A 19,258-nucleotide genomic window follows, 5' to 3' on the forward strand; every position below is an offset into this window, starting at 1 on the left:
GACTGTCCACGCTTGACTGATTCCTTGTCAATATTGATTAGATCAATGTGTAGCCATCAACCTGTGCAGGGACGGCTACCGTGGCGTCCATGCGCGATCCCGACACCGCCCCCCACCGCCCCGGGCACCGGCTGACCACCAAGGAGACCGCCGAACTCCTCGGCGTGAAGCCCGAGACGGTCTACGCGTACGTGAGCCGCGGCCTGCTCAGCAGCAGACGCGAGCCCGGCGGCCGGGCCAGCACCTTCGAGGCCAGGGAGGTGGAGGCCCTCGCCCGGCGCAACCGGCGCGAGGCGGCCGGGAGCCCGGGCTCCGGCGGGGACCTGTCCGTCCGCACCCGGATCACTCTGATCGAGCGGGACCGGTACTTCTACCGGGGTGTGGACGCCGTCGAGCTGGCCGCCCGCCACCCCTACGAGGAGGTCGCGGAGTGGCTGTGGACGGGCCGGACGAGGCCCGGGGCGGCCTTCTCCGCACCCGGGACCACCGTGGAGGTCGCCCGCCGCGCGGTGGACGCCCTGTCCGAGCACGCCTCCCCCATCGACCGGCTGCGGGTGGCGGCGATCGCCGCCGCGGCCGAGGACCCGCTGCGCTTCGACCTGTCCGAGGAGGCCGTGCTGAGCACGGCGCGCATCCTCATCCCGACCCTGGTCGCCGCGCTGCCGCCGGCCGCGTACGAGCGCAAGGACGACGGCCCGCTGGCCCAGCGCCTGTGGACCCGGCTGACCGGCCACCCGGCCGACGAGGCCTCCCTGCGCGTCCTGGACACCGCGCTGGCGCTGCTCGCCGACCACGACCTGGCCGCGTCGACACTCGCGGTACGCGTCGCCGCCTCGGCCCGCGCGCACGCGTACGCGGCCGTCTCGGCCGGGCTCGGCGTGCTGGAGGGTCCGCTGCACGGCGCCGCCAGCGGCCTGGCCCACCGGATGCTGCTGGACGTGCTCGACCAGGGCACGGCGGTCCCCGTGATCGCCGCCGAACTGCGCGAGGGCCGCCGCGTCCCCGGCCTCGGGCACCGGCTGTACGCGGGCGAGGATCCCCGCGCGCGGGTGCTCTTCGGTCTCCTCGAACAGGTCCCGCGCGCGGAGTCCGCGCTGCTCGCGGCCCGCGACATCGTGGCGACGACCGCCCGGCACTCCCCGCTGCACGCCAACGTGGACCTGGCCCTGGCGGTGTTCACCGCGTCCTCCGGCATGCCGGCCACGGCCGGCGAGACGATCTTCGCCGTCGCCCGCACCGCGGGTTGGATCGCCCACGCCCTGGAGGAGTACGGCGAGCGCCCGCTGCGCATGCGCCCCAGCGGCCACTACGTCGGTCCGCGCCCGCCGCAGCCCCTCCCGGAGTAGGACACGGCACCGGCCGGAAGTGCCCCCGCGGCCAGTCAGGTTAGGCTCACCTCTGTGAGTAGGTGTGCGACCGTCTCCCGGAGCCTCGACGAGCCGGTTTCCGGTACGGCTGCCACGGCGACGACGTGGCTGCTGCTGGAACAGCCCGGTCCGTGGGGCGTCAAGGCGCTCACCTCCAGTCACCTGGACCCCGCGCTGGGCCGGGCGCTGGAGGCCGCCGCCGACGGGACCGGCGTGCGCATCGCGCTGATCCGGCGCCCCGGGCGCCACGCCGACCCCGGCACGCCCGCGGTCCGGCAGGTGTACGCCGCGCACACCGTTCCGGGAAACGTGTGGCTGCACAGTGCCACCACCCGCGCTCCCGAGCGGCTGCTCGAACTGGACTTCGCCGGCCTCGGGACCGGCGACCACCGTTCCTTCGGCGCGGTGCTCGGCGGGCAGCCGCACCGCGGTGACCCGTTGGCGCTCGTGTGCACCAACGGCAAACGCGACCGCTGCTGCGCCCTGCTGGGCCGTCCCCTCGCCACGGAGCTGGTCGCCTCCGGGGTGCGCGGCGTCTGGGAGGTCACCCATCTGGGTGGACACCGGTTCGCGCCCACGGTGCTCGTCCTGCCGTACGGCTACGCCTACGGCCGCGCCGAGGCGCACACCGTCAAGGAGGCCCTGCACGGCGTCCAGGAGGGGCGCTTGGTCGTCGAGGGGTGCCGGGGGTGCTCCGCGTGGGAACGGCCCGGCCAGGCGGCGGAACTGGCCGTCCGGTCGGCCGCGGGCGAGTACCGGACGGGTGTGCTGAGCGTCGTACGGACGGCCGGTGCGGCTCCGCGCTGGGAGGTCACCGTCGTGCACGCCGACGGCCGCCGGTGGCGGGTCACCGTGGCGCAGGGCGCGTCGCTGCCGCCCCGCCAGGAGAGCTGTGGCGCGGCGGTGCTCGGCACGCCCGCCCGGATGGACGTGGTCGAGGTGCGCGAGCTGAGGCCGACGGCACTGGCGAGCTAGCCGCGTACCGAGGCCGTCACGCAGGCCGTCCACCATTGATCAACAGGTGGATCAAGAGATCCACACCACACCCCCTGGGGGGCTTCCGACGGCCCCACGTACCGTCGTGGGTATGAGCCCCACTCCCCCCGCCCGCCGTCTGCGCCTCGGACTGCCCCGACGGATGTTCTCCCAGGTGCTGCTGATGCAGGTGGCGATCGCCGCGGGAGTCGCGGTGCTCGCGACCGGGCTCTTCCTGGCTCCGCTCAGCAAGCAGCTGGACCAGGAGGCGATGCGCCGCGCGCTGGCCATCGCCGAGACCACCGCCCAGGACCCGCAGATCGCCGAGGGGGTCCGCACCACCCCGCCGACCAGGAACGGCCCGGTGCAGCGGGAGGCCGAGCGGATCCGGCGGGCCACGCACGCCGAGTACATCGTGGTGCTGGACCGGGACTGGGTGCGCTGGTCGCACCCCACGCCCTCGGAGATCGGCCGGCCCGTCTCCACCGACCCCTCCGACGCCCTGGCGGGCAAGGAGGTCATGGAGATCGACAAGGGCACCCTGGGACGCTCGGCGCGCGGCAAGGTGCCCCTGTACGACGCCGGCCACCGCATCGTCGGCGCGGTCTCGGTGGGCATCGCCTACGACAGTGTGCGGGCGCGGCTGATCAGCGCGATCCCCGGGCTGTTCGCGTACGCCGGCGGCGCGCTCGCGGTGGGCGCGCTCGCCGCCTGGCTGATCTCCCGCCGGGTCCAGCGGCAGACCCGGGACCTGGCCTTCTCCGACATCTCGGCGCTGCTCGCGGAGCGCGAGGCGATGCTGCACGGCATCCGGGAGGGCGTCGTCGCGTTCGACCGGGGCGGCCGTGTCCGCCTGCTCAACGACGAGGCGCGGCGGCTGCTGGGCATCGGCGACGAGGCCGTCGGGCGGACCCCCGACGAGGCGCTCGGCGCGGGCCGTACGACGGACGTGCTGGCCGGCCGGGTGACCGGCACCGATCTGCTCACCGTGCGCGGCCAGCGCGTCCTGGTCGCCAACCGCATGCCCACCGGCGACGGCGGCGCCGTGGCCACCCTGCGCGACCGCACCGAGCTGGAGCAGCTGGGGCGCGAACTGGACTCCACGCGCGGGCTGATCGACGCCCTGCGCGCGCAGGACCACGAGCACGCCAACCGCATGCACACCCTGCTGGGGCTGCTGGAGCTGGAGATGTACGACGACGCCGTGGAGTTCGTCGGCGAGGTGGTCGGGGACCACCGGGCCACCGCCGAGCAGGTCACGGAGAGGATCCAGGACCCGCTCCTGGCCGCGCTGCTGGTCGGCAAGGCGACCGTGGCGGCCGAGCGCGGAGTCGCCCTGTGGGTGTCGGAGCGCACCCGGCTCCCGGACCGGCTGATCGATCCCCGGGGTCTGGTCACGGTGGTGGGCAACCTCGTGGACAACGCTCTGGACGCGGTCGCGGGCACCCTCCACGCACGCGTGGAGGTCGAGTTGCGCGCGGAGGGCCGTACGGTCGTCCTGACGGTGCACGACACGGGCCCCGGCATCCCCGAAGACCAACGGGAGTTGGTCTTCACGGAGGGATGGTCCACCAAGAAGCCGCCCGCGCACGGCAAGCGGGGCATCGGGCTGTCCCTGGTGCGCCGGCTCGCCGAACGGCAGGGCGGGAGCGCGACCGTGGGCACGGCGGCCGGCGGTGGCGCGGAGTTCACCGTGATCCTGCCCGAGGCACTGACCGAACCGGAACTGGAACCCGCGGTGCCCGAGGAGTCCCCCGGGGCCGCTGCCGTCGCCGAGGAGGACGCGCGATGATCGAGGTCCTGGTCGTGGACGACGACACCCGCGTCGCCCGCGTCAACGCCGCCTACGTGGAGAAGGTGCCCGGTTTCCACGTGGCCGGCGAGGCGCACAACGCGGCCGAGGCGCTGCGCCAGGTGGAGACCCTGCCACGGCTGGATCTCGTCCTGATGGACCACTACCTGCCCGACGACACGGGGCTCGCGGTCGTCCAGGAGATGCGCCGGCGCGGCCACCAGACCGACGTGATCATGGTGACGGCGGCGCGGGACGTGTCGACCGTGCAGGCGGCCATGCGGCAGGGGGCGTTGCAGTACCTGGTGAAGCCGTTCGCGTTCGCCGGTCTGCGGGCGAAGCTGGAGGCGTACGCCGAGCTGCGGCGCACCCTGGACGGCGGCGGCGAGGCCGAGCAGGCGGAGGTGGACCGGATCTTCGGCGCCCTGTCCGCCCCGTCGGAGCCGGGGCTGCCCAAGGGGCACTCCCCCACGACGGCCGAGCTGGTGCGCCAGGCACTGCTGAGCGCGGAACGTCCGCTGTCCGCCCAGGAGATCGCCGAGCGGACGGGGGTGAGCCGGCAGACCGCCCAGCGGTATCTGAAGCTGCTGGAGCGCACCGGCCGGGCCCGGCTGACCCTCAAGTACGGCGACGCGGGCCGCCCGGAACACCGTTACGTGTGGGCGACCCGCGCCTGAGCGCGATTCATGCAACGGTCACTTGACCGCCTTGACGAACTCCGTCGTGTACGTCTTGCTCAGGTCGACCTTCGCGTTCTTGATGTTCGGGTTGAACGCCTTGAGCACCTTCTCCACGGTCTCGGGACCGCCCTGGGGCATCACGCCGTCGTCGGTGAACATCGGCAGGGTGCTCTTGATGGCCTGCGCGTACAGGGCCTTGTCGCCCTGGGAGTAGTCGGCGGGCATCTTGGCGGCGATCTCGTCGGCGCTGTGCGTGGACATCCACTTGAGCGTCTTGACGAATGCGTTGACCAACTTCTGGACGGTGTCCTTGTGTCCGTTCACCCAGTCCGTCTGCATGTACAGACTTGACGAGGGGTACGGCCCGCCGAGCGCCTCCTGCGAACCCTCGGGGGTGCGCATGTCGATGAGGATCTTCCCGGCCTTCTTGTCCAGGAGCGTCGCGACGGTCGGGTCGGTGGTCATGCCGCCGTCGATCGCCCCCTTCTGGAGCGCCGCGATGAACGTCGGCCCCGCCCCCACCGCGACCGGCGTGAACTCGCTGATCTTCACTCCGTTCTTGACCGCCAGGTACTTGGTGAGGAAGTCGGTCGAGGAGCCGAGGCCGGTCACGCCCAGCTTGCGGCCCTTGAAGTCCTTGGGCGAGGTGAGGTCGCCGGCGGCCTCGTTGGACACGACCTCGACCTCGCCGGGAGCGTGCGAGAACTGCACGACCGACTCCACCGACTTGCCCTTCACCTGCAGGTCGAGGGTGTGGTCGTAGAAGCCGACCGCGCCCTGCACCTGGCCGGAGACGAGCGCGGTCTCGGCCTGGACCCCGGCGGGCTCGCTCAGGAGCTGGACGTTCAGGCCCTCGGCCTGGAAGTAGCCGAGGCGCTGGGTGAGCATCGCGGGCAGGTAGATGACCTTGTCCAGGCCGCCGACCATGATCTTGACGCTCTCGCCCTTGCCACCGCCACCGCTGCCGGTGTCGGCCGTGGAGCTTGCCGCGTCGTTGGCGCAGGCGGTGAGGGAGGAGAGGGCGAGCAGTCCGGCGGCGGCGAGGGAGGCGTATCCGGGGGTCTTGCGCATGCGGTTCACGTCCTTGTGAGAGGGCGGTGCGGGAGAAGGGAGAGGGGTGGCGGGGGCCGGTCAGCTGTCGGAACCGCTGGGCTTCCACCGGAAGATGCGGCGCTCGGCGAAGGTGAGCAGTCCTTCGGCGACGAGGGCGACGACGGCGAGGATGACCATCGCGGCGTAGACGCCGGCCGCGTTGAAGGTGTTCTGCGACTGCGCGACGAGCAGGCCGATGCCCTTGGTCGCGCCGATGTACTCGCCGACGATGGCGCCGATGAGCGCGAAGCCGAAGCTGACGTGGAGGCTGGTGAAGATCCAGGAGGTGGCCGACGGGATGACCACCTGAAGGGTCACCCTGCGGTCGCTCGCGCCCAGGATGCGGGCGTTGGCCACGAGGTTGCGGTCCACCTCGCGGGCGCCCTGGAAGGCGTTGAAGAACACCGGGAAGAAGACGAGGACGACGGCGGAGGCCACCTTGGAGGACGGACCGAGGCCGAACCAGATCAGGAAGATGGGCGCCAGCACGATCCTGGGGATCGAGTTGAGCACCTTGATGTATGGACCAAGGATCTCGGCGAGCAATCTGATCCGCCCGAGCGCAATACCGAGGAGCACACCGGCGACCACGCCGATGACCCAGCCGAGCAGTGCCTCGTGGAGCGTGTACCAGATCTGCTCGCCCAGGGAGCCGAGCGCCGTCCCGTGGGCCACCCAGGTGTAGATCTGGTCCCAGATCTTCGAGGGCATCGAGAAGTTGAACGGATCGATGACCTTGGCGCGGGACAGCGTCTCCCACAGTCCGAGGACGACCACCAGCAGCACCACGCGCGCGACCCCGACGAGGACCTTGCGCCGGCGGGCGGCCTGGGCGCGGCTCTGCGCGCGACCGGGTGTCTTGGCGGTGTCGACGACCGGCGTGCTGAGAACCTCAGGCGACATGGGCGGCACCCCTCTCCCGGGTGATGCGGACCTCTTCGCCGAGGGACTCCCAGATCTCGCGGTAGATCTCGATGAACCGCGGTTCCAGGCGCACCGACTCGACCTTCCGCGGGCGGGGCAGGTCGATGTCGAAGACCTGCTTCACGGTCGCGGGTCCGGCGGTCATCACGACGACCTTGTCGGCCAGCGCGATGGACTCCTCCAGGTCGTGGGTGACGAAGACGACGGAGGCGCCGGTGCCCTCCCACAGCTCCAGCAGCTCGTCCGACATCAGCGCCCGGGTCTGCACGTCGAGCGCGGAGAACGGCTCGTCCATCAGCAGGATCTCGGGGTCGTTGACGAACGTGGCCGCCAGGGCGACGCGCTTGCGCTGGCCGCCGGAGAGCTGGTGCGGATAGCGGTCCTCGAAGGCGGCGAGTCCCACCCGGGCCAGCCATTCACGGGCCTTCTGCCTGGCCTCCGCCTTGGGCACGCCCCGGAAGCGGGGGCCCGCCATGACGTTCGACAGGACCGTCCGCCAGGGGAAGGTGGCGTCCTGCTGGAAGACGAAGCCGACCTTGTCGCCGACGCCTTCGACCGGTTCCCCGGCCACCAGCACCTCGCCCTCGGTGGGCTCCTCCAGGCCGCTGACCAGGGTCAGCGTGGTGGACTTGCCGCAGCCCGTCGGCCCGACGACCGCCACGAACTCGCCGCGCGCGACGGTGAGGTCCAGGCCGCGCACGGCCGTGTGCAGTCCCCCGGACGGGGTTCTGAAGATCTTGCTCGCGCCCCGCAGCTCGATGGCGGGGCTGGTGTGTGCGCTCATGGGCCGGGACGGTAGGTGTGACCCCCGCCACGGCAGCAGTCTTGTGAGCACAAGCCGTTCTTTTGCTCGCAAGGACCTGTTGTGCTCGTTTTGCTCGCGCTACAACTGCGGAGCCGAACACGGGCTCGATGCTCGCCGGCCTTGAAGGAGAGGCCTGATGATTGACGTCCTGGTGGTGGACGACGACTTCCGCGTCGCAGAGATCAACGCCAAGTACGTGGGAAAGGTTCCCGGCTTCCGGGTGGCCGCCCGCGCGCACAGCGCCGCCCAGGCTCTGGCCGCCGTCGAACGCGGCGGCATCGACCTGGTCCTGCTCGACCACTACCTGCCGGACCGGACCGGCCTGGAACTCGTGCACCGCATGCGGGAGCAGGGCCACGGCACGGACGTCATCATGATCACGGCGGCCAGTGATGTGACGACCGTCCAGCAGGCGATGCGCCTGGGCGCCCTGCACTACCTGGTCAAGCCGTTCACCTTCGCCGCGCTGCGCGCCCGCCTGGACTCCTACGCCGCCCTGCGCCGCACGGTCGACCGGGTGGGCGGCCGGGGCCTGACGGGCCAGGAACAGGTCGACCGGATCTTCGGCGCCCTGCGCACCGCCCCCGCCCCCTCCGCACCCGGCCTGCCGACCGGCCACTCCGAGCCCACGACCGACCTGATCTGCGGCGTCCTGCACCGCGCCGGCCATCCGCTCTCGGCCCACGAGGTGGCCGTCCGGACCGGCCTGAGCCGCTCCACCGCCCAGCGCTACCTGCGCCACCTGGAACAGGCGGGCCGGCTCCGGCTCTCCCTGAAGTACGGCGACACCGGCCGTCCGGAACACCGGTACGCCTGGGTGGCTCCGTAGCGGCGCACGGTGGCCGGGCTACGCGGCTCCGGCCCCGGTCAGCGAGCGCACCTCCGTCTCGGCGTACCTGCCCTCGTCCGCGACCTCGTCCGAGGTGACCGTGCCCAGCCAGCCGGCCAGGAAGCCGAGCGGGATGGAGACGATGCCCGGGTTGTCCAGCGGGAAGTACTGGAAGTCGACGGCCGGGAACAGGGAGTCCGGGCTGCCGGACACCACCGGGGAGAGCAGCACCAGCCCGATCGCCGGGAGCAGCCCGCCGTACACCGCCCACACGGCGCCACGTGTCGTGAAGCCGCGCCAGAACAGCGAGTAGAGCAGGACGGGAAGGTTCGCCGACGCGGCCACCGCGAAGGCGAGGCCGACGAGGAAGGCCACGTTGAGGTCGCGGGCCAGCAGGCCCAGCGCGATCGCCACGACGCCGATGCCGACCGCCGCCCACCGTGCCACCGCGACCTCGCTGCGGGGCTTTCCGTGCGGCCGGCGCAGCGACGCGTACAGATCGTGGGCCACCGAGGCCGAGGAGGCGAGCGTGATGCCGGCGACCACCGCGAGGATCGTCGCGAAGGCCACCGCGGCGACCACCGCGAACAGCACCGTGCCACCGGTGGTACCCGACCCGCCGCCCAGGTCGAGGGCGAGCAGTGGCACGGCCGTGTTCCCGGCCGCGTTGGATCCGCGTACGGCGTCGGTCCCCACCACAGCCGCCGCACCGAACCCGAGGACGATCGTCATCAGGTAGAAGCTGCCGATCAGACCGATGGACCACACCACGGAGCGACGCGCGGCCCGCGCGGTCGGCACGGTGTAGAAGCGGGACAGGATGTGCGGCAGGCCGGCCGTGCCCAGCACCAGCGCGAGTCCCAGGCTGATGAAGTCGAGCCGCTCGGTCCAGTCCCCGCCGTACTTCAGGCCCGGCGCCAGGAACGCCTTCCCGTGGCCGCTGCGCTCCGCGGCCGTGAACAGCAGTCGGTCGACGTCACCGTGGAAGCGCAGCAGGACGAGCACGGTCAGCACGACCGTCCCGCCGAGCAGCAGGACCGCCTTCACGATCTGGATCCAGGTGGTGGCCCGCATCCCTCCCAACGACACGTAGATCACCATGAGCGCGCCGACACCGATGACCGTCCACGCCTGGGCCGCGCCGCCCGTCCGCCCCAGCAGCAGCGCCACCAGGCTGCCCGCACCGACCATCTGCGCCACCAGATACAGAACGGACACCGTGACCGAGGACGTTCCCGCCGCGATCCGCACCGGCCGGTCACGCATCCGCGCGGCCACCACGTCGGCCAGGGTGAACCGCCCGCAGTTGCGCACCAGTTCCGCCACCAGGAACAGCACGAGCAGCCACGCCACGAGGAACCCCACGCAGTACAACAGCCCGTCGTACCCGAACAGCGCGATGAGCCCGGCGATCCCGAGGAAGGAGGCGGCCGACATGTAGTCGCCCGCGATGGCAAAACCATTCTCCATCGGGGAGAACAGCCGCCCGCCGGCGTAGAACTCCTCCGCCGAACCGCGCCGCCTGCGGCTCACCCAGGTCGTGATCCCGAGGGTGACCGCCACGAACCCGATGAACAGCAGCAGCGCCAGCCTCTGATGGTCACCGCTCACGAGGCGCCTCCTCTCGCACCGCGGGCCAGTTCCTGGGTGTCCCAGCGCAGCTCCAGCGCGGCCCGGTCCCGGCGCAGCCGAGCATGCCGGGCGTAGGCCCAGGTGAGCAGGAAGGTGCTGAGGAACTGCCCCAGCCCCGCCAGCATCCCCACGTTCACCGCCCCCGCCACGGGCCGGGCCATGAGCCCGGGCGCGGTCGTCGCGGCGACCACGTACCCCACGTACCAGACCAGGAAGCCGACGACCCCCGGCACCACGAACCGCCGGTACCTGCCGCGCACCTCCTGGAACGCCTCACTGCGCTGCACCTGGACGTACACCTCGCGGGTGTCCACCGCCGTCGCACCGGGCTCACCCCGCGCGGGCGGCACGGCCGGCGCCGGCCTGCCGGTGCCGTCCAGCTCGCCCCAGCCAGAGGCCAGCGCGTCGTACCAAGGGTCCTCGTACGTCACGTCCCTTGAGGGCGTGGCGTGGTCTTCCTGGTTCCCGGCCGATCTCTCGGGACCGTCCTCGGCGCCCCCGGGGCGACCGTTGCTTGACTGCATGCCCAAGGATGGACAGAACGGGAAGTTCTCTGACTCTTCTTCCTCCAGCTCTTCACCCCATCAGGTGACTCAGCCGTCGGGTGGCCTCACGAGCCTCCTGCTGTAGGCGTACCGCACGGCCTGCGCCCGGTCCTTGAGGCCCGTCTTGGCAAAGAGGTTGTTGATGTGGGTCTTCACGGTCGCGGTCGACACATGCAGTCTGCGGGCGATCTCCTGATTGCTGAGACCTTCGGCGATCAGCACCAGGACCTCGGTCTCGCGCGCGGTCAGCCCGTCGGGCGTCTCGTCGGCCGCCGGCACGGGGTCGGGTTCGGGCTGCGACAGCCGCTCCAGCAGCCGGCGCTGGACGCTCGGCGACAGCCCCGCGTCCCCCGAGAGCACACTGTGCACGGCCCGTACGATCTCGTCGCCGCCCGCGTCCTTGGTCAGGTATCCCCGGGCACCGGCCCGCAGCGCCGGGAACAGCGACTCGTCGTCCGCGAAGGTGGTGAGCACCACGACCTGGGTTCCCGGGTACTGGGCCCGGATCCGCCGGGTGGCCTCTACTCCGTCGCAGCGGGGCATCCTGAGGTCCATCAGCACGACGTCCGGAGCGAGTTCGCCGACCAGCCGCACCGCCTCCTCACCGTCTCCGGCGGCCCCCACGACCTCCACGCCCGGCAGCAGCCCGAGCAGCATCACGATGCCTTCGCGGACCACGGTCTGGTCGTCGGCCACCACCACCCGTGCGGGCTTCTTCTCTCCCGGCTCCGTCACAGGGGCACCTTCAACGTCACCACGAACCCCTCCTCGTCCGGCCCGGCGTCCAGTGAACCGCCCAGCAGTTCGGCGCGCTCGCGCATGCCCAGCAGACCGTACCCGCCGCCGGCTCCCACGAGTTCGCCCGGCCGTCCGCCCGAGTCCCGGACGTTCAGTGTCACTTGGTGCTCGCCGTAGTCGAGCCGTACGGCCACTTTGGCGCCCTGGGCGTGCTTGCGGACGTTCGTCAGCGCCTCCTGCGCGACCCGCCGTACGGCCTGGGACGCCTCGGCCGGCAGGGGTCTGCGTTCACCTGTGACGGTGACCTCGGCCCCGTCGGCCGAGCTGACGAGTCCGGTCAGGAAGTCCTCCAGCGGGGTCAGTTCTCCCCGCAGGGCGGACAGCGCCTGCCGGGTCTCGGCGAGCCCGTCGCGGGCCATGCCCCGTGCGGCCACCACGCGTTCCAGGATCCGGTCGCGGTCCGCGCCGTTCTCGATCAGCAGCCGGGCCGCCTCCAGGTGCACGAGCTGCGCCGAGAGGCTGTGGGCCAGCACGTCGTGGATCTCCCGTGCGATGCGTGCCCGCTCGGCCAGTGCCGCGGACTCGGCCTCGGCGATGCGGGCGGCGCGCTCCTGGGCGAGCAGCCGCTGCGCGTTGCCCCGGGCTTCGGCGTCCAGCCGCAGCACGTACCCGGCGAGGGCCATGCCGGCCACGGTGGCCGCCGTGGACAGCCAGACGTCGTTGGTGAACGCGGCGTACGAGGCCAGTGCCACCGACGCGACGGGAACCGCGGCCCCGAGCGGCAGCCGCTCCAGTGCGCCGACTCCGCAGCCGCACCAGATCACCAGGGCCGGTCCTCGGAACCCCGTGGCCTCTGCTGTGACCGCGATACCCAGGAGGACGCTCATGAGCGCCAGGGAGGGCACCAGCCGGTGCTCATAGGTGGTCCGGAAGAAGGCCCAGGAGACGACGGCGGCGAGGACGACTCCGGTGGCTGCCGCGACCGCTCCCCCGATGCCGACGTGCCGCTGGCTGAAGGCGCCCCAGAGGAGCAGGGCCAGCACGAGCAGTCGGACCGCCCAGACGAGCACGCGCCGGGCCGGGGTGATTCCCGCGCGGCCGAGCGCCTCCCGCGACGGCCAGCGTGTCCAGGCGTTCTCTGTCACACGCGCTCCTTCCACGCCGACCGCTCGTCGTCACCGTACGCCGGGGCGGGACGGCCCACGACGTCGACGGACCGGACCCGCCAGGCCAGGATCCCGCCGCGCACCAGCAGGGTGCCGGCGAGGCCCAGCATCAGCGCGGAGCTGTCCTGGTGCAGGCCGAGGGCGGAGCCGAGGGCGAAGACGCCGGTCCGCAGGGCTATGCCCACGGCCCAGACGGCGACGCTCGCCTTCGTGCTCCTGGTCCACAGGACGCCGTCCGGCGCCGTCCAGATACGGGTGGTCCAGCCCCAGCCGACGCCGGTGGCCAGCCCGATGAGCAGTTCCACGGCGAGCAGGGCGGCGGATTCGATGCGGTGGTGGGCGTCGAGAGCGCCGGGTTCGCGCAGCGCGACGGCCGCGAGCACCACGGGCAGCAGCCACCAGCGCCGGTCCGTGTCGATCGCCCGGGCGCGGAACTGCCGCGCGATCACTATGGCGGCGACGGCCACGATCACCAGCACGTTGACCAGCCCGGACATGCGAACCCCCGTGAGCGAGAAGACGGTGGCGGAAGCGAGTGCTGCCGACGCCTTCGACGGTACGGAGATCCGCAGGCCGGGAGATCGGAGCCGGGGTGGATCAAGGGTGGAAACCCGAAGCGGCTCTTCTCCACCCACGGGTGGAGAAATCGTCCGGGCCGCCGGGACACGCCCAGTGGGCAGGCGGTGGCGGGTGGCAGGTGGCGCCCGCGAGCAGGGCGGCCCGCCACGGCGGGAGGCCGTCGGCAAGCGGCCCGGGCTCAGTCGCCGAGCCCGAACCGCTCACCCCGTCTCAGACGCTGCCCGCCACCCTCCAGCGAGCCTCGGTACCCGTCCGCCGCCCAGCCACACCCGCCTACCCGAAGCACAGGCTTCCCAGCGAGCCCCCCCTGCCTCCCGGCCCTCGTCGCACGGCGCCCGGCGCCCGGCGCCCGGCGCAGCGGTTACGCGTCGATGCGCGAGCGGTCCAGCGTCGCCGCCGAGCTGGAGATGAACTCCTTGCGCGGTGCCACGTCGTTGCCCATCAGCAGATCGAAGACCTGTTCGGCGGCCTCCAGGTCGGACAGGTTGATCCGGCGCAGGGTGCGGTGGCGCGGGTCCATCGTGGTCTCGGCCAGCTGGTCGGCGTCCATCTCACCCAGACCCTTGTAGCGCTGGATGGAGTCCTTGTACCGGATGCCCTTGCTCTGGAACTCCATGAGCTTGTCGCGCAGCTCGCGGTCCGAGTACGTGTAGACGTACTTGTCCTGCCCCTTCTTCGGCTGGACGATCTCGATCCGGTGCAGCGGCGGCACCGCGGCGAAGACCCGGCCGGCCTCGACCATGGGCCGCATGTAGCGCTGGAACAGCGTGAGCAGCAGGCAGCGGATGTGCGAGCCGTCCACATCGGCGTCGGTCATCATGATGATCTTGCCGTAGCGGGCCTGGTCGATGTCGAAGGTGCGGCCGGAGCCCGCCCCTATGACCTGGATGATCGCGCCGCACTCGGCGTTCTTGAGCATGTCGGTCACCGACGACCGCTGCACGTTGAGGATCTTGCCGCGGATCGGCAGCAGCGCCTGGAACTCGGAGTTCCGCGCCAGCTTGGCCGTACCGAGCGCGGAGTCGCCCTCGACGATGAACAGCTCGCTGCGGTCGACGTCGTCGCTGCGGCAGTCGGCGAGCTTGGCCGGCAGGGACGAGGACTCCAGAGCGGTCTTCCGGCGCTGGGCGTCCTTGTGCTGGCGGGCCGCCACCCGGGTGCGGGCGGCCGCGACCACCTTCTCCATGACGACCCGGGCCTGGGCGGCGGCGTCACGCTTGGTCGCCGTCAGGAACGCCTTCAGTTCCTTGCTGACCACGCTGTTCACGATGCGGCGGGCCGCCGAGGTGCCGAGGACCTCCTTGGTCTGCCCCTCGAACTGCGGCTCGGCGAGACGGACCGTGACGACGGCGGTGAGGCCCTCCAGGGCGTCGTCCTTGACGATGTTGTCCTCGGCCACGCGCAGCATCTTCTTGGCGCGCAGCACGTCGTTCATCGTCTGGGTGAGCGCCTGCTCGAAGCCGGTGACGTGGGTGCCGCCCTTGGGCGTGGCGATGATGTTGACGAACGACCGGACGGTCGTGTCGTAGCCGGTGCCCCAGCGCAGTGCGACGTCGACGCCCAGCTCACGGGTGACCTCGGTGGGGGTCATCTGGCCGTGCTCGTCCAGGACGGGAACGGTCTCCTTGAAGGTGCCCTTGCCGGAGAAGCGGAGGACGTCGCAGACGGCCTTGTCGCTCGCCAGGTACTCGCAGAACTCGCTGATGCCGCCGTCGAAGCGGAAGGACTCCTCGCCCTTGCTGCCGCCCTCGCCCAGGCCGTACTCGTCCCGGACGACGATGGTCAGGCCCGGCACCAGGAAGGCGGTCTGCCGGGCGCGCTGGTGCAGGTTCTCCAGGGAGAGCTTGGCGTCCTTGAGGAAGATCTGCCGGTCGGCCCAGTACCGCACGCGCGTGCCGGTGCGCGTCTTGGGGATCTTCTTCGCCTTGCGCAGGCCGCTCTTGGCTTCGAACTTCGCTTCGGCCCCGTCGGCGGCGAAGGCGCCGGGCACACCGCGCCGGAAGCTGATGGCGTGGGTGTGGCCGCCGCGGTCGACCTCGACGTCGAGACGGGCGGAGAGGGCGTTGACCACCGAGGCGCCGACGCCGTGCAGACCGCCGGAGGCGGCATAGGAGCCGCCGCCGAACTTGCCGCCCGCGTGGAGCTTGGTCATGACGACCTCGACGCCGGACAGGCCGGTCTTCGGCTCCACGTCCACGGGGATGCCGCGGCCGTTGTCGCGCACCTCGACGGAGCCGTCGTCGTGAAGGACGACCTCGATGTGGTCACAGTAGCCGCCGAGGGCCTCGTCCACCGAGTTGTCGATGATCTCCCACAGGCAGTGCATCAGACCGCGGCTGTCGGTCGAGCCGATGTACATGCCAGGGCGCTTGCGCACGGCCTCAAGGCCCTCGAGGACGAGCAGGTGCCGCGCGGTGTAGTTGGAACCGTCGCGGTCTGCTCCTGCCAGCAGCGCTGTGGACGGCACGGACGTATCGGCGGTCACGCGGTTCGCTCCTCGCTGAATTTCAGGTGGCCCCCTTTTGGGTAAGGGGGCGGCTTCGGTCGCCGCTCAGAGGGTACCGAGCCCTGGTAGAGCCGGTGTAACGCCACCCTCGTCGGCAACTCACACTAGTCCACACTCGCATACACGTTCGATCCCTCGTGGGAGTGAAGTACACATCACGTTCCATTCGAGGCATGAACCATTTAGGCTCCGGGCACGTCCTCATGAACAACCGGCAACCCGGCCGGGAGGACCGAGACAGCAAGACAGCGCGAACCCGTACGCACACAAGAGACGCAATACGGCACATTCGCCGCCAACCGGCAGCAGACAGCCGCCCCGGAGAGATTTTTTCGAGGAAAAGCCACGAGCGGGAACGTTTTCGGGCTGGTTGGATGTTGACCCTGGTACGACAGCTCGTCGAGCTAGAGAAGAGGCGACGTGACTACTGTTCTGACCCCCGCGAGCCCGCTGACGGCCGCCGATCGCTGCGACCGCTGCGGCGCCCAGGCATACCTGCGCGTCGTCCTGCTGAGCGGCGGAGAACTGCTCTTCTGCGCCCACCACGGTCGCAAGTTCGAGCCGGAACTCAAGAAGATCGCCGCTGAGATACAGGACGAGACGGAGCGGCTGACCTCCGTTCCGAACACCGCTTCGGAAGAAGAGCGCTGAATCTCGCACCTACGACGAGCCAGCCCCGGCACAGGCCGGTGAACGGGCGGCCGCTTCTCACCCGGACGCGGCCGCCCGTGCTCATGCCCGCACGCGTTCACGCGGGCTCGGAGGGCCGCGCCCCGGCCCCTGTGGCCGCCTGCAGCGCGCGTACGACCTCGGAGACGCGCGTGTAGACGCCCGGGAGTCCCGGCCGTCCGCAGCCGCTCCCCCACGACACGAGGCCGATCAGTCGCCCCTCGGCCACCAGAGGGCCCCCGCTGTCGCCCTGGCAGCCGTCGGGGCCGCCGGCGGCCTCGCCGGCGCACAGCATGGTGCCGGCCCGGTAGGCGCCGTCGGGACCGCCCGGGTAGGCGCGGGCGCACAGCGCGTCGGGCAGGACGCGCACGCGTGCGGCGCGGAGCCGGCGTGGGTACGTTCCCGCTCCGGTCGTGTCGCCCCATCCCGACACCAGGGCCTCGGTGCCCGGCGCGTAGGCAGGGTCGCCCGGGCCCGCCATGGCGACGACCGCGCTCTGCGGCAGCGAGCCGGCGAGTCCGAGGACCGCGAAGTCGCCGGAGTTGGTCGTGAGGTCGTACGCGGGATTGACCCGGATCTCCCGTACGGCGATCTCCTGTCCATGCCCCGACAGCAGGTCCGTGCGGCCCGCGATGACCTTGAGGTCCCGCAGGCGGCTCGGCGGCGTCCCGAGGACCTCCTCGGCCAGGCAGTGGGCCGCTGTGACCACCGTGCTGCGCCCGATGGCCACGGCGCCGCAGAACTGGCCCGCCCGCATTCCTCCGAACAGGTCACGGCTGGCCAGCGCCACCGTCCACGGAGCCTGGGAGACGTCGATCGGAAACCCCCCGACCACCACGCTGTCGGCGACCGCGGGAGAGGTGCTCGCCAGGGGTATGGCAGTCAGGGTGGCGGCCAGGGCCAGCGGCCGGATCAGTGCCCGGGCAATGGAACGGCGCATGCATGCTCCTCACTCGGCGGTGCTCGTGGGACACCCAGAGTGATCCACCTCGCGCACGCGCGCAGCACGAAGGCCCGGCCCCCGCGAGGGGAACCGGACCTTCGCCGTCGTGGAGCGGGACCTAGTCGAGGTAGTCGCGCAGCACCTGCGAACGCGACGGGTGGCGCAGCTTCGACATGGTCTTGGACTCGATCTGGCGGATGCGCTCGCGCGTGACGCCGTACACCTTGCCGATCTCGTCGAGGGTCTTCGGCTGACCGTCGGTGAGACCGAAGCGCATGGAGACGACGCCCGCCTCGCGCTCGGACAGGGTGTCCAGTACGGAGTGCAGCTGCTCCTGCAGGAGCGTGAAGCTGACCGCGTCGGCCGGGACGACGGCCTCGGAGTCCTCGATGAGGTCACCGAACTCGCTGTCACCGTCCTCGCCGAGCGGGGTGTGCAGCGAGATGGGCTCGCGGCCGTACTTCTGGACCTCGATGACCTTCTCCGGGGTCATGTCGAGCTCCTTGGCCAGCTCCTCCGGGGTGGGCTCGCGGCCCAGGTCCTGGAGCATCTGGCGCTGCACGCGCGCGAGCTTGTTGATGACCTCGACCATGTGCACCGGGATACGGATGGTGCGGGCCTGGTCGGCCATGGCGCGGGTGATCGCCTGGCGGATCCACCAGGTGGCGTACGTGGAGAACTTGTAGCCCTTGGTGTAGTCGAACTTCTCGACCGCGCGGATCAGACCGAGGTTGCCCTCCTGGATCAGGTCCAGGAAGAGCATGCCGCGGCCGGTGTAGCGCTTGGCCAGGGAGACCACGAGTCGGAGGTTGGCCTCCAGCAGGTGGTTCTTGGCGCGGCGGCCGTCCTCGGCGATGATCTCCAGCTCGCGCTTGAGCTTGGGGGCGAGCTTGTCGGCGTTCGCCAGCTTGTCCTCGGCGAACAGACCCGCCTCGATGCGCTTGGCGAGCTCGACCTCCTGCTCGGCGTTGAGCAGGGGGACCTTGCCGATCTGCTTCAGGTAGTCCTTGACCGGGTCGGCGGTGGCGCCGGCCGCGGCGACCTGCTGCGCGGGCGCGTCGTCCTCGTCCTCGTCGGACAGGACGAAGCCGGCGCTCTCGGCCCCCTCGGGCTCGTCGGCGACCTTGGTGTCCTCCAGGACCTCTTCGTCGAGAAGCTCGACGTCGTCCTTCTTGGCCGTGGTCTTCTTGGCGGCCGTCTTCTTGGCGACGGTCTTCTTGGCGACCGTCTTCTTGGCGGTCGCCTTCTTGGCGGCGGCCTTCTTGGCGGGTGCGGCTTCCTCGGCGGACTCGGCGACGGCCGGGGCGGCGGGCGCCGCGGGGGCGGCCGTGCTGGCGGTGGCCTTCCTGGTGGTCACCGTCTTCGCCGCGACCGTCTTGGTGGCGGTGCGCTTGGCCGGGCTCTTCGCTGCGACGCTCTTGCGGGTGCGCTTGGGCTCTGCGGCACTGACCATCAGCGTCACACCCTCTTCCTCAAGAATCTGGTTGAGGCTGCGCAGTACGTTCTTCCACTGAGTGGCCGGAATCTGGTCAGCTTCGAAGGCCCGACGCACATCGTCGCCGGCGATCTGCCCCTCAGCCTTTCCCCGCTCAATGAGCGCCATGACAGAGACGGACTCGGCGATCTCCGGCGGGAGCGTACGGGATGTGCTGGCCGACACGAACAACCTCTCGGAACGTTGGAAAACGGCTTCCGGCACCGTCCACTGCGGACAGGAGCCGACCACCGGCCTGGGGATGGGCCGACGGCGCGGGCGGGGGCCGGGAAGATGCACAGCGCCTCGTACGGCGACCGTATTCCCTCCGCGGCTATCACCTCTTAGGTCATCGCGCTGTCTCCATGAGCGTTACGCCCAATCTACGTGGCCCGAGTCACACCCCGTAAGCGGTCAAAAGCGGTCAGACATGCACAGAGGGCGACATTCTTGACCTTCGTCCCGGCTACACCCACACCCAGGTCGTGTCGTCGCACCGTCGGGCCCGCCGGACCCGCCGGACTCCAGAAGGTCCGGCGGGG

The 19,258-nt window shown here is 71.2% G+C and carries 17 protein-coding genes; 6 read left to right on the forward strand and 11 right to left on the reverse strand.

Going from position 1 to position 19,258, the window contains the following annotated elements; genetic code table 11:
• The first annotated feature begins 89 nt into the window (after window positions 1-89).
• The 4 genes from ABZ923_RS14450 (at window position 90) to ABZ923_RS14465 (ending at window position 4,811) form a co-directional block, all read left to right on the forward strand.
• Window positions 90-1,346 carry a citrate synthase gene (locus tag ABZ923_RS14450; RefSeq protein WP_361470824.1) on the forward strand — a complete coding sequence of 419 codons (1,257 nt, stop codon included), beginning with the start codon at window positions 90-92 and terminating at the stop codon, window positions 1,344-1,346.
• A gap of 54 nt (window positions 1,347-1,400) precedes the next feature.
• A complete protein-coding gene (locus tag ABZ923_RS14455; protein WP_361470826.1) occupies window positions 1,401-2,342 on the forward strand; it encodes a sucrase ferredoxin in 942 nt (313 codons plus the stop codon).
• Between the two features lie 112 nt (window positions 2,343-2,454).
• Window positions 2,455-4,134 (forward strand): sensor histidine kinase, encoded by a 1,680-nt coding sequence (locus ABZ923_RS14460; RefSeq protein ID WP_361470828.1) that lies wholly within the window; start codon window positions 2,455-2,457, stop codon window positions 4,132-4,134.
• Entirely contained in the window at window positions 4,131-4,811 is a 681-nt protein-coding gene (locus ABZ923_RS14465; protein WP_358647424.1) for a response regulator, read from the forward strand. The genes ABZ923_RS14460 and ABZ923_RS14465 overlap by 4 nt, the downstream gene beginning before the upstream one ends.
• A gap of 18 nt (window positions 4,812-4,829) precedes the next feature.
• On the opposite strand, the gene ABZ923_RS14470 is transcribed toward ABZ923_RS14465, so the two are convergent.
• The 3 genes from ABZ923_RS14470 to ABZ923_RS14480 are packed head-to-tail and all read right to left on the reverse strand — an operon-like array spanning window position 4,830 to window position 7,614.
• Window positions 4,830-5,885 (reverse strand): ABC transporter substrate-binding protein, encoded by a 1,056-nt coding sequence (locus tag ABZ923_RS14470; protein WP_361470830.1) that lies wholly within the window; start codon window positions 5,883-5,885, stop codon window positions 4,830-4,832.
• 60 nt (window positions 5,886-5,945) lie between these two features.
• Complete coding sequence (locus ABZ923_RS14475; protein WP_361470832.1) at window positions 5,946-6,809, reverse strand: ABC transporter permease; 864 nt, start codon at window positions 6,807-6,809, stop codon at window positions 5,946-5,948.
• The gene (locus ABZ923_RS14480) at window positions 6,799-7,614 is read right to left on the reverse strand and encodes an ABC transporter ATP-binding protein (RefSeq protein ID WP_361470833.1); all 816 of its coding nucleotides are present in this window, start codon (window positions 7,612-7,614) and stop codon (window positions 6,799-6,801) included. The genes ABZ923_RS14475 and ABZ923_RS14480 overlap by 11 nt, the downstream gene beginning before the upstream one ends.
• Window positions 7,615-7,771: 157 nt before the next feature.
• Here ABZ923_RS14480 and ABZ923_RS14485 point away from each other — a divergent pair, with 157 nt between their 5' ends.
• Complete coding sequence (locus tag ABZ923_RS14485; RefSeq protein ID WP_361470835.1) at window positions 7,772-8,464, forward strand: response regulator; 693 nt, start codon at window positions 7,772-7,774, stop codon at window positions 8,462-8,464.
• 18 nt (window positions 8,465-8,482) lie between these two features.
• Here ABZ923_RS14485 and ABZ923_RS14490 read toward each other — a convergent pair whose 3' ends face one another.
• The 6 genes from ABZ923_RS14490 to ABZ923_RS14515 form a co-directional block, all read right to left on the reverse strand.
• Window positions 8,483-10,075, reverse strand: a complete 1,593-nt coding sequence (locus tag ABZ923_RS14490) for a cation acetate symporter (RefSeq protein WP_361470837.1) — start codon at window positions 10,073-10,075, stop codon at window positions 8,483-8,485.
• Window positions 10,072-10,527: a DUF485 domain-containing protein gene (locus ABZ923_RS14495; protein ID WP_361470838.1), complete on the reverse strand. Its 456-nt coding sequence runs from the start codon at window positions 10,525-10,527 to the stop codon at window positions 10,072-10,074. The genes ABZ923_RS14490 and ABZ923_RS14495 overlap by 4 nt, the downstream gene beginning before the upstream one ends.
• A 162-nt stretch (window positions 10,528-10,689) precedes the next feature.
• The gene (locus tag ABZ923_RS14500; protein WP_361470840.1) at window positions 10,690-11,376 is read right to left on the reverse strand and encodes a response regulator transcription factor; all 687 of its coding nucleotides are present in this window, start codon (window positions 11,374-11,376) and stop codon (window positions 10,690-10,692) included.
• Window positions 11,373-12,524: a histidine kinase gene (locus tag ABZ923_RS14505; RefSeq protein WP_361470842.1), complete on the reverse strand. Its 1,152-nt coding sequence runs from the start codon at window positions 12,522-12,524 to the stop codon at window positions 11,373-11,375. The genes ABZ923_RS14500 and ABZ923_RS14505 overlap by 4 nt, the downstream gene beginning before the upstream one ends.
• Window positions 12,521-13,042, reverse strand: coding sequence for a DUF1453 domain-containing protein (locus ABZ923_RS14510; protein WP_361470844.1), 522 nt, complete (start codon window positions 13,040-13,042; stop codon window positions 12,521-12,523). Before ABZ923_RS14510 ends, ABZ923_RS14505 begins: the two co-directional genes overlap by 4 nt.
• Window positions 13,043-13,485: 443 nt before the next feature.
• Window positions 13,486-15,609 (reverse strand): DNA topoisomerase IV subunit B, encoded by a 2,124-nt coding sequence (locus ABZ923_RS14515; protein ID WP_361470846.1) that lies wholly within the window; start codon window positions 15,607-15,609, stop codon window positions 13,486-13,488.
• A 441-nt stretch (window positions 15,610-16,050) separates the two neighbouring features.
• Here ABZ923_RS14515 and ABZ923_RS14520 point away from each other — a divergent pair, with 441 nt between their 5' ends.
• Window positions 16,051-16,281, forward strand: coding sequence for a hypothetical protein (locus tag ABZ923_RS14520; protein ID WP_030735014.1), 231 nt, complete (start codon window positions 16,051-16,053; stop codon window positions 16,279-16,281).
• Window positions 16,282-16,378: 97 nt separating this feature from the next.
• On the opposite strand, the gene ABZ923_RS14525 is transcribed toward ABZ923_RS14520, so the two are convergent.
• Window positions 16,379-17,239: a serine protease gene (locus tag ABZ923_RS14525; protein ID WP_361470848.1), complete on the reverse strand. Its 861-nt coding sequence runs from the start codon at window positions 17,237-17,239 to the stop codon at window positions 16,379-16,381.
• Between the two features lie 121 nt (window positions 17,240-17,360).
• Window positions 17,361-18,902: an RNA polymerase sigma factor gene (locus ABZ923_RS14530; RefSeq protein WP_361470850.1), complete on the reverse strand. Its 1,542-nt coding sequence runs from the start codon at window positions 18,900-18,902 to the stop codon at window positions 17,361-17,363.
• Window positions 18,903-19,258 lie beyond the last annotated feature (356 nt).

Origin of the sequence: Streptomyces sp. NPDC046881, from assembly GCF_040645015.1 — a bacterium.
Classification (GTDB): Bacteria; Actinomycetota; Actinomycetes; order Streptomycetales; family Streptomycetaceae; genus Streptomyces.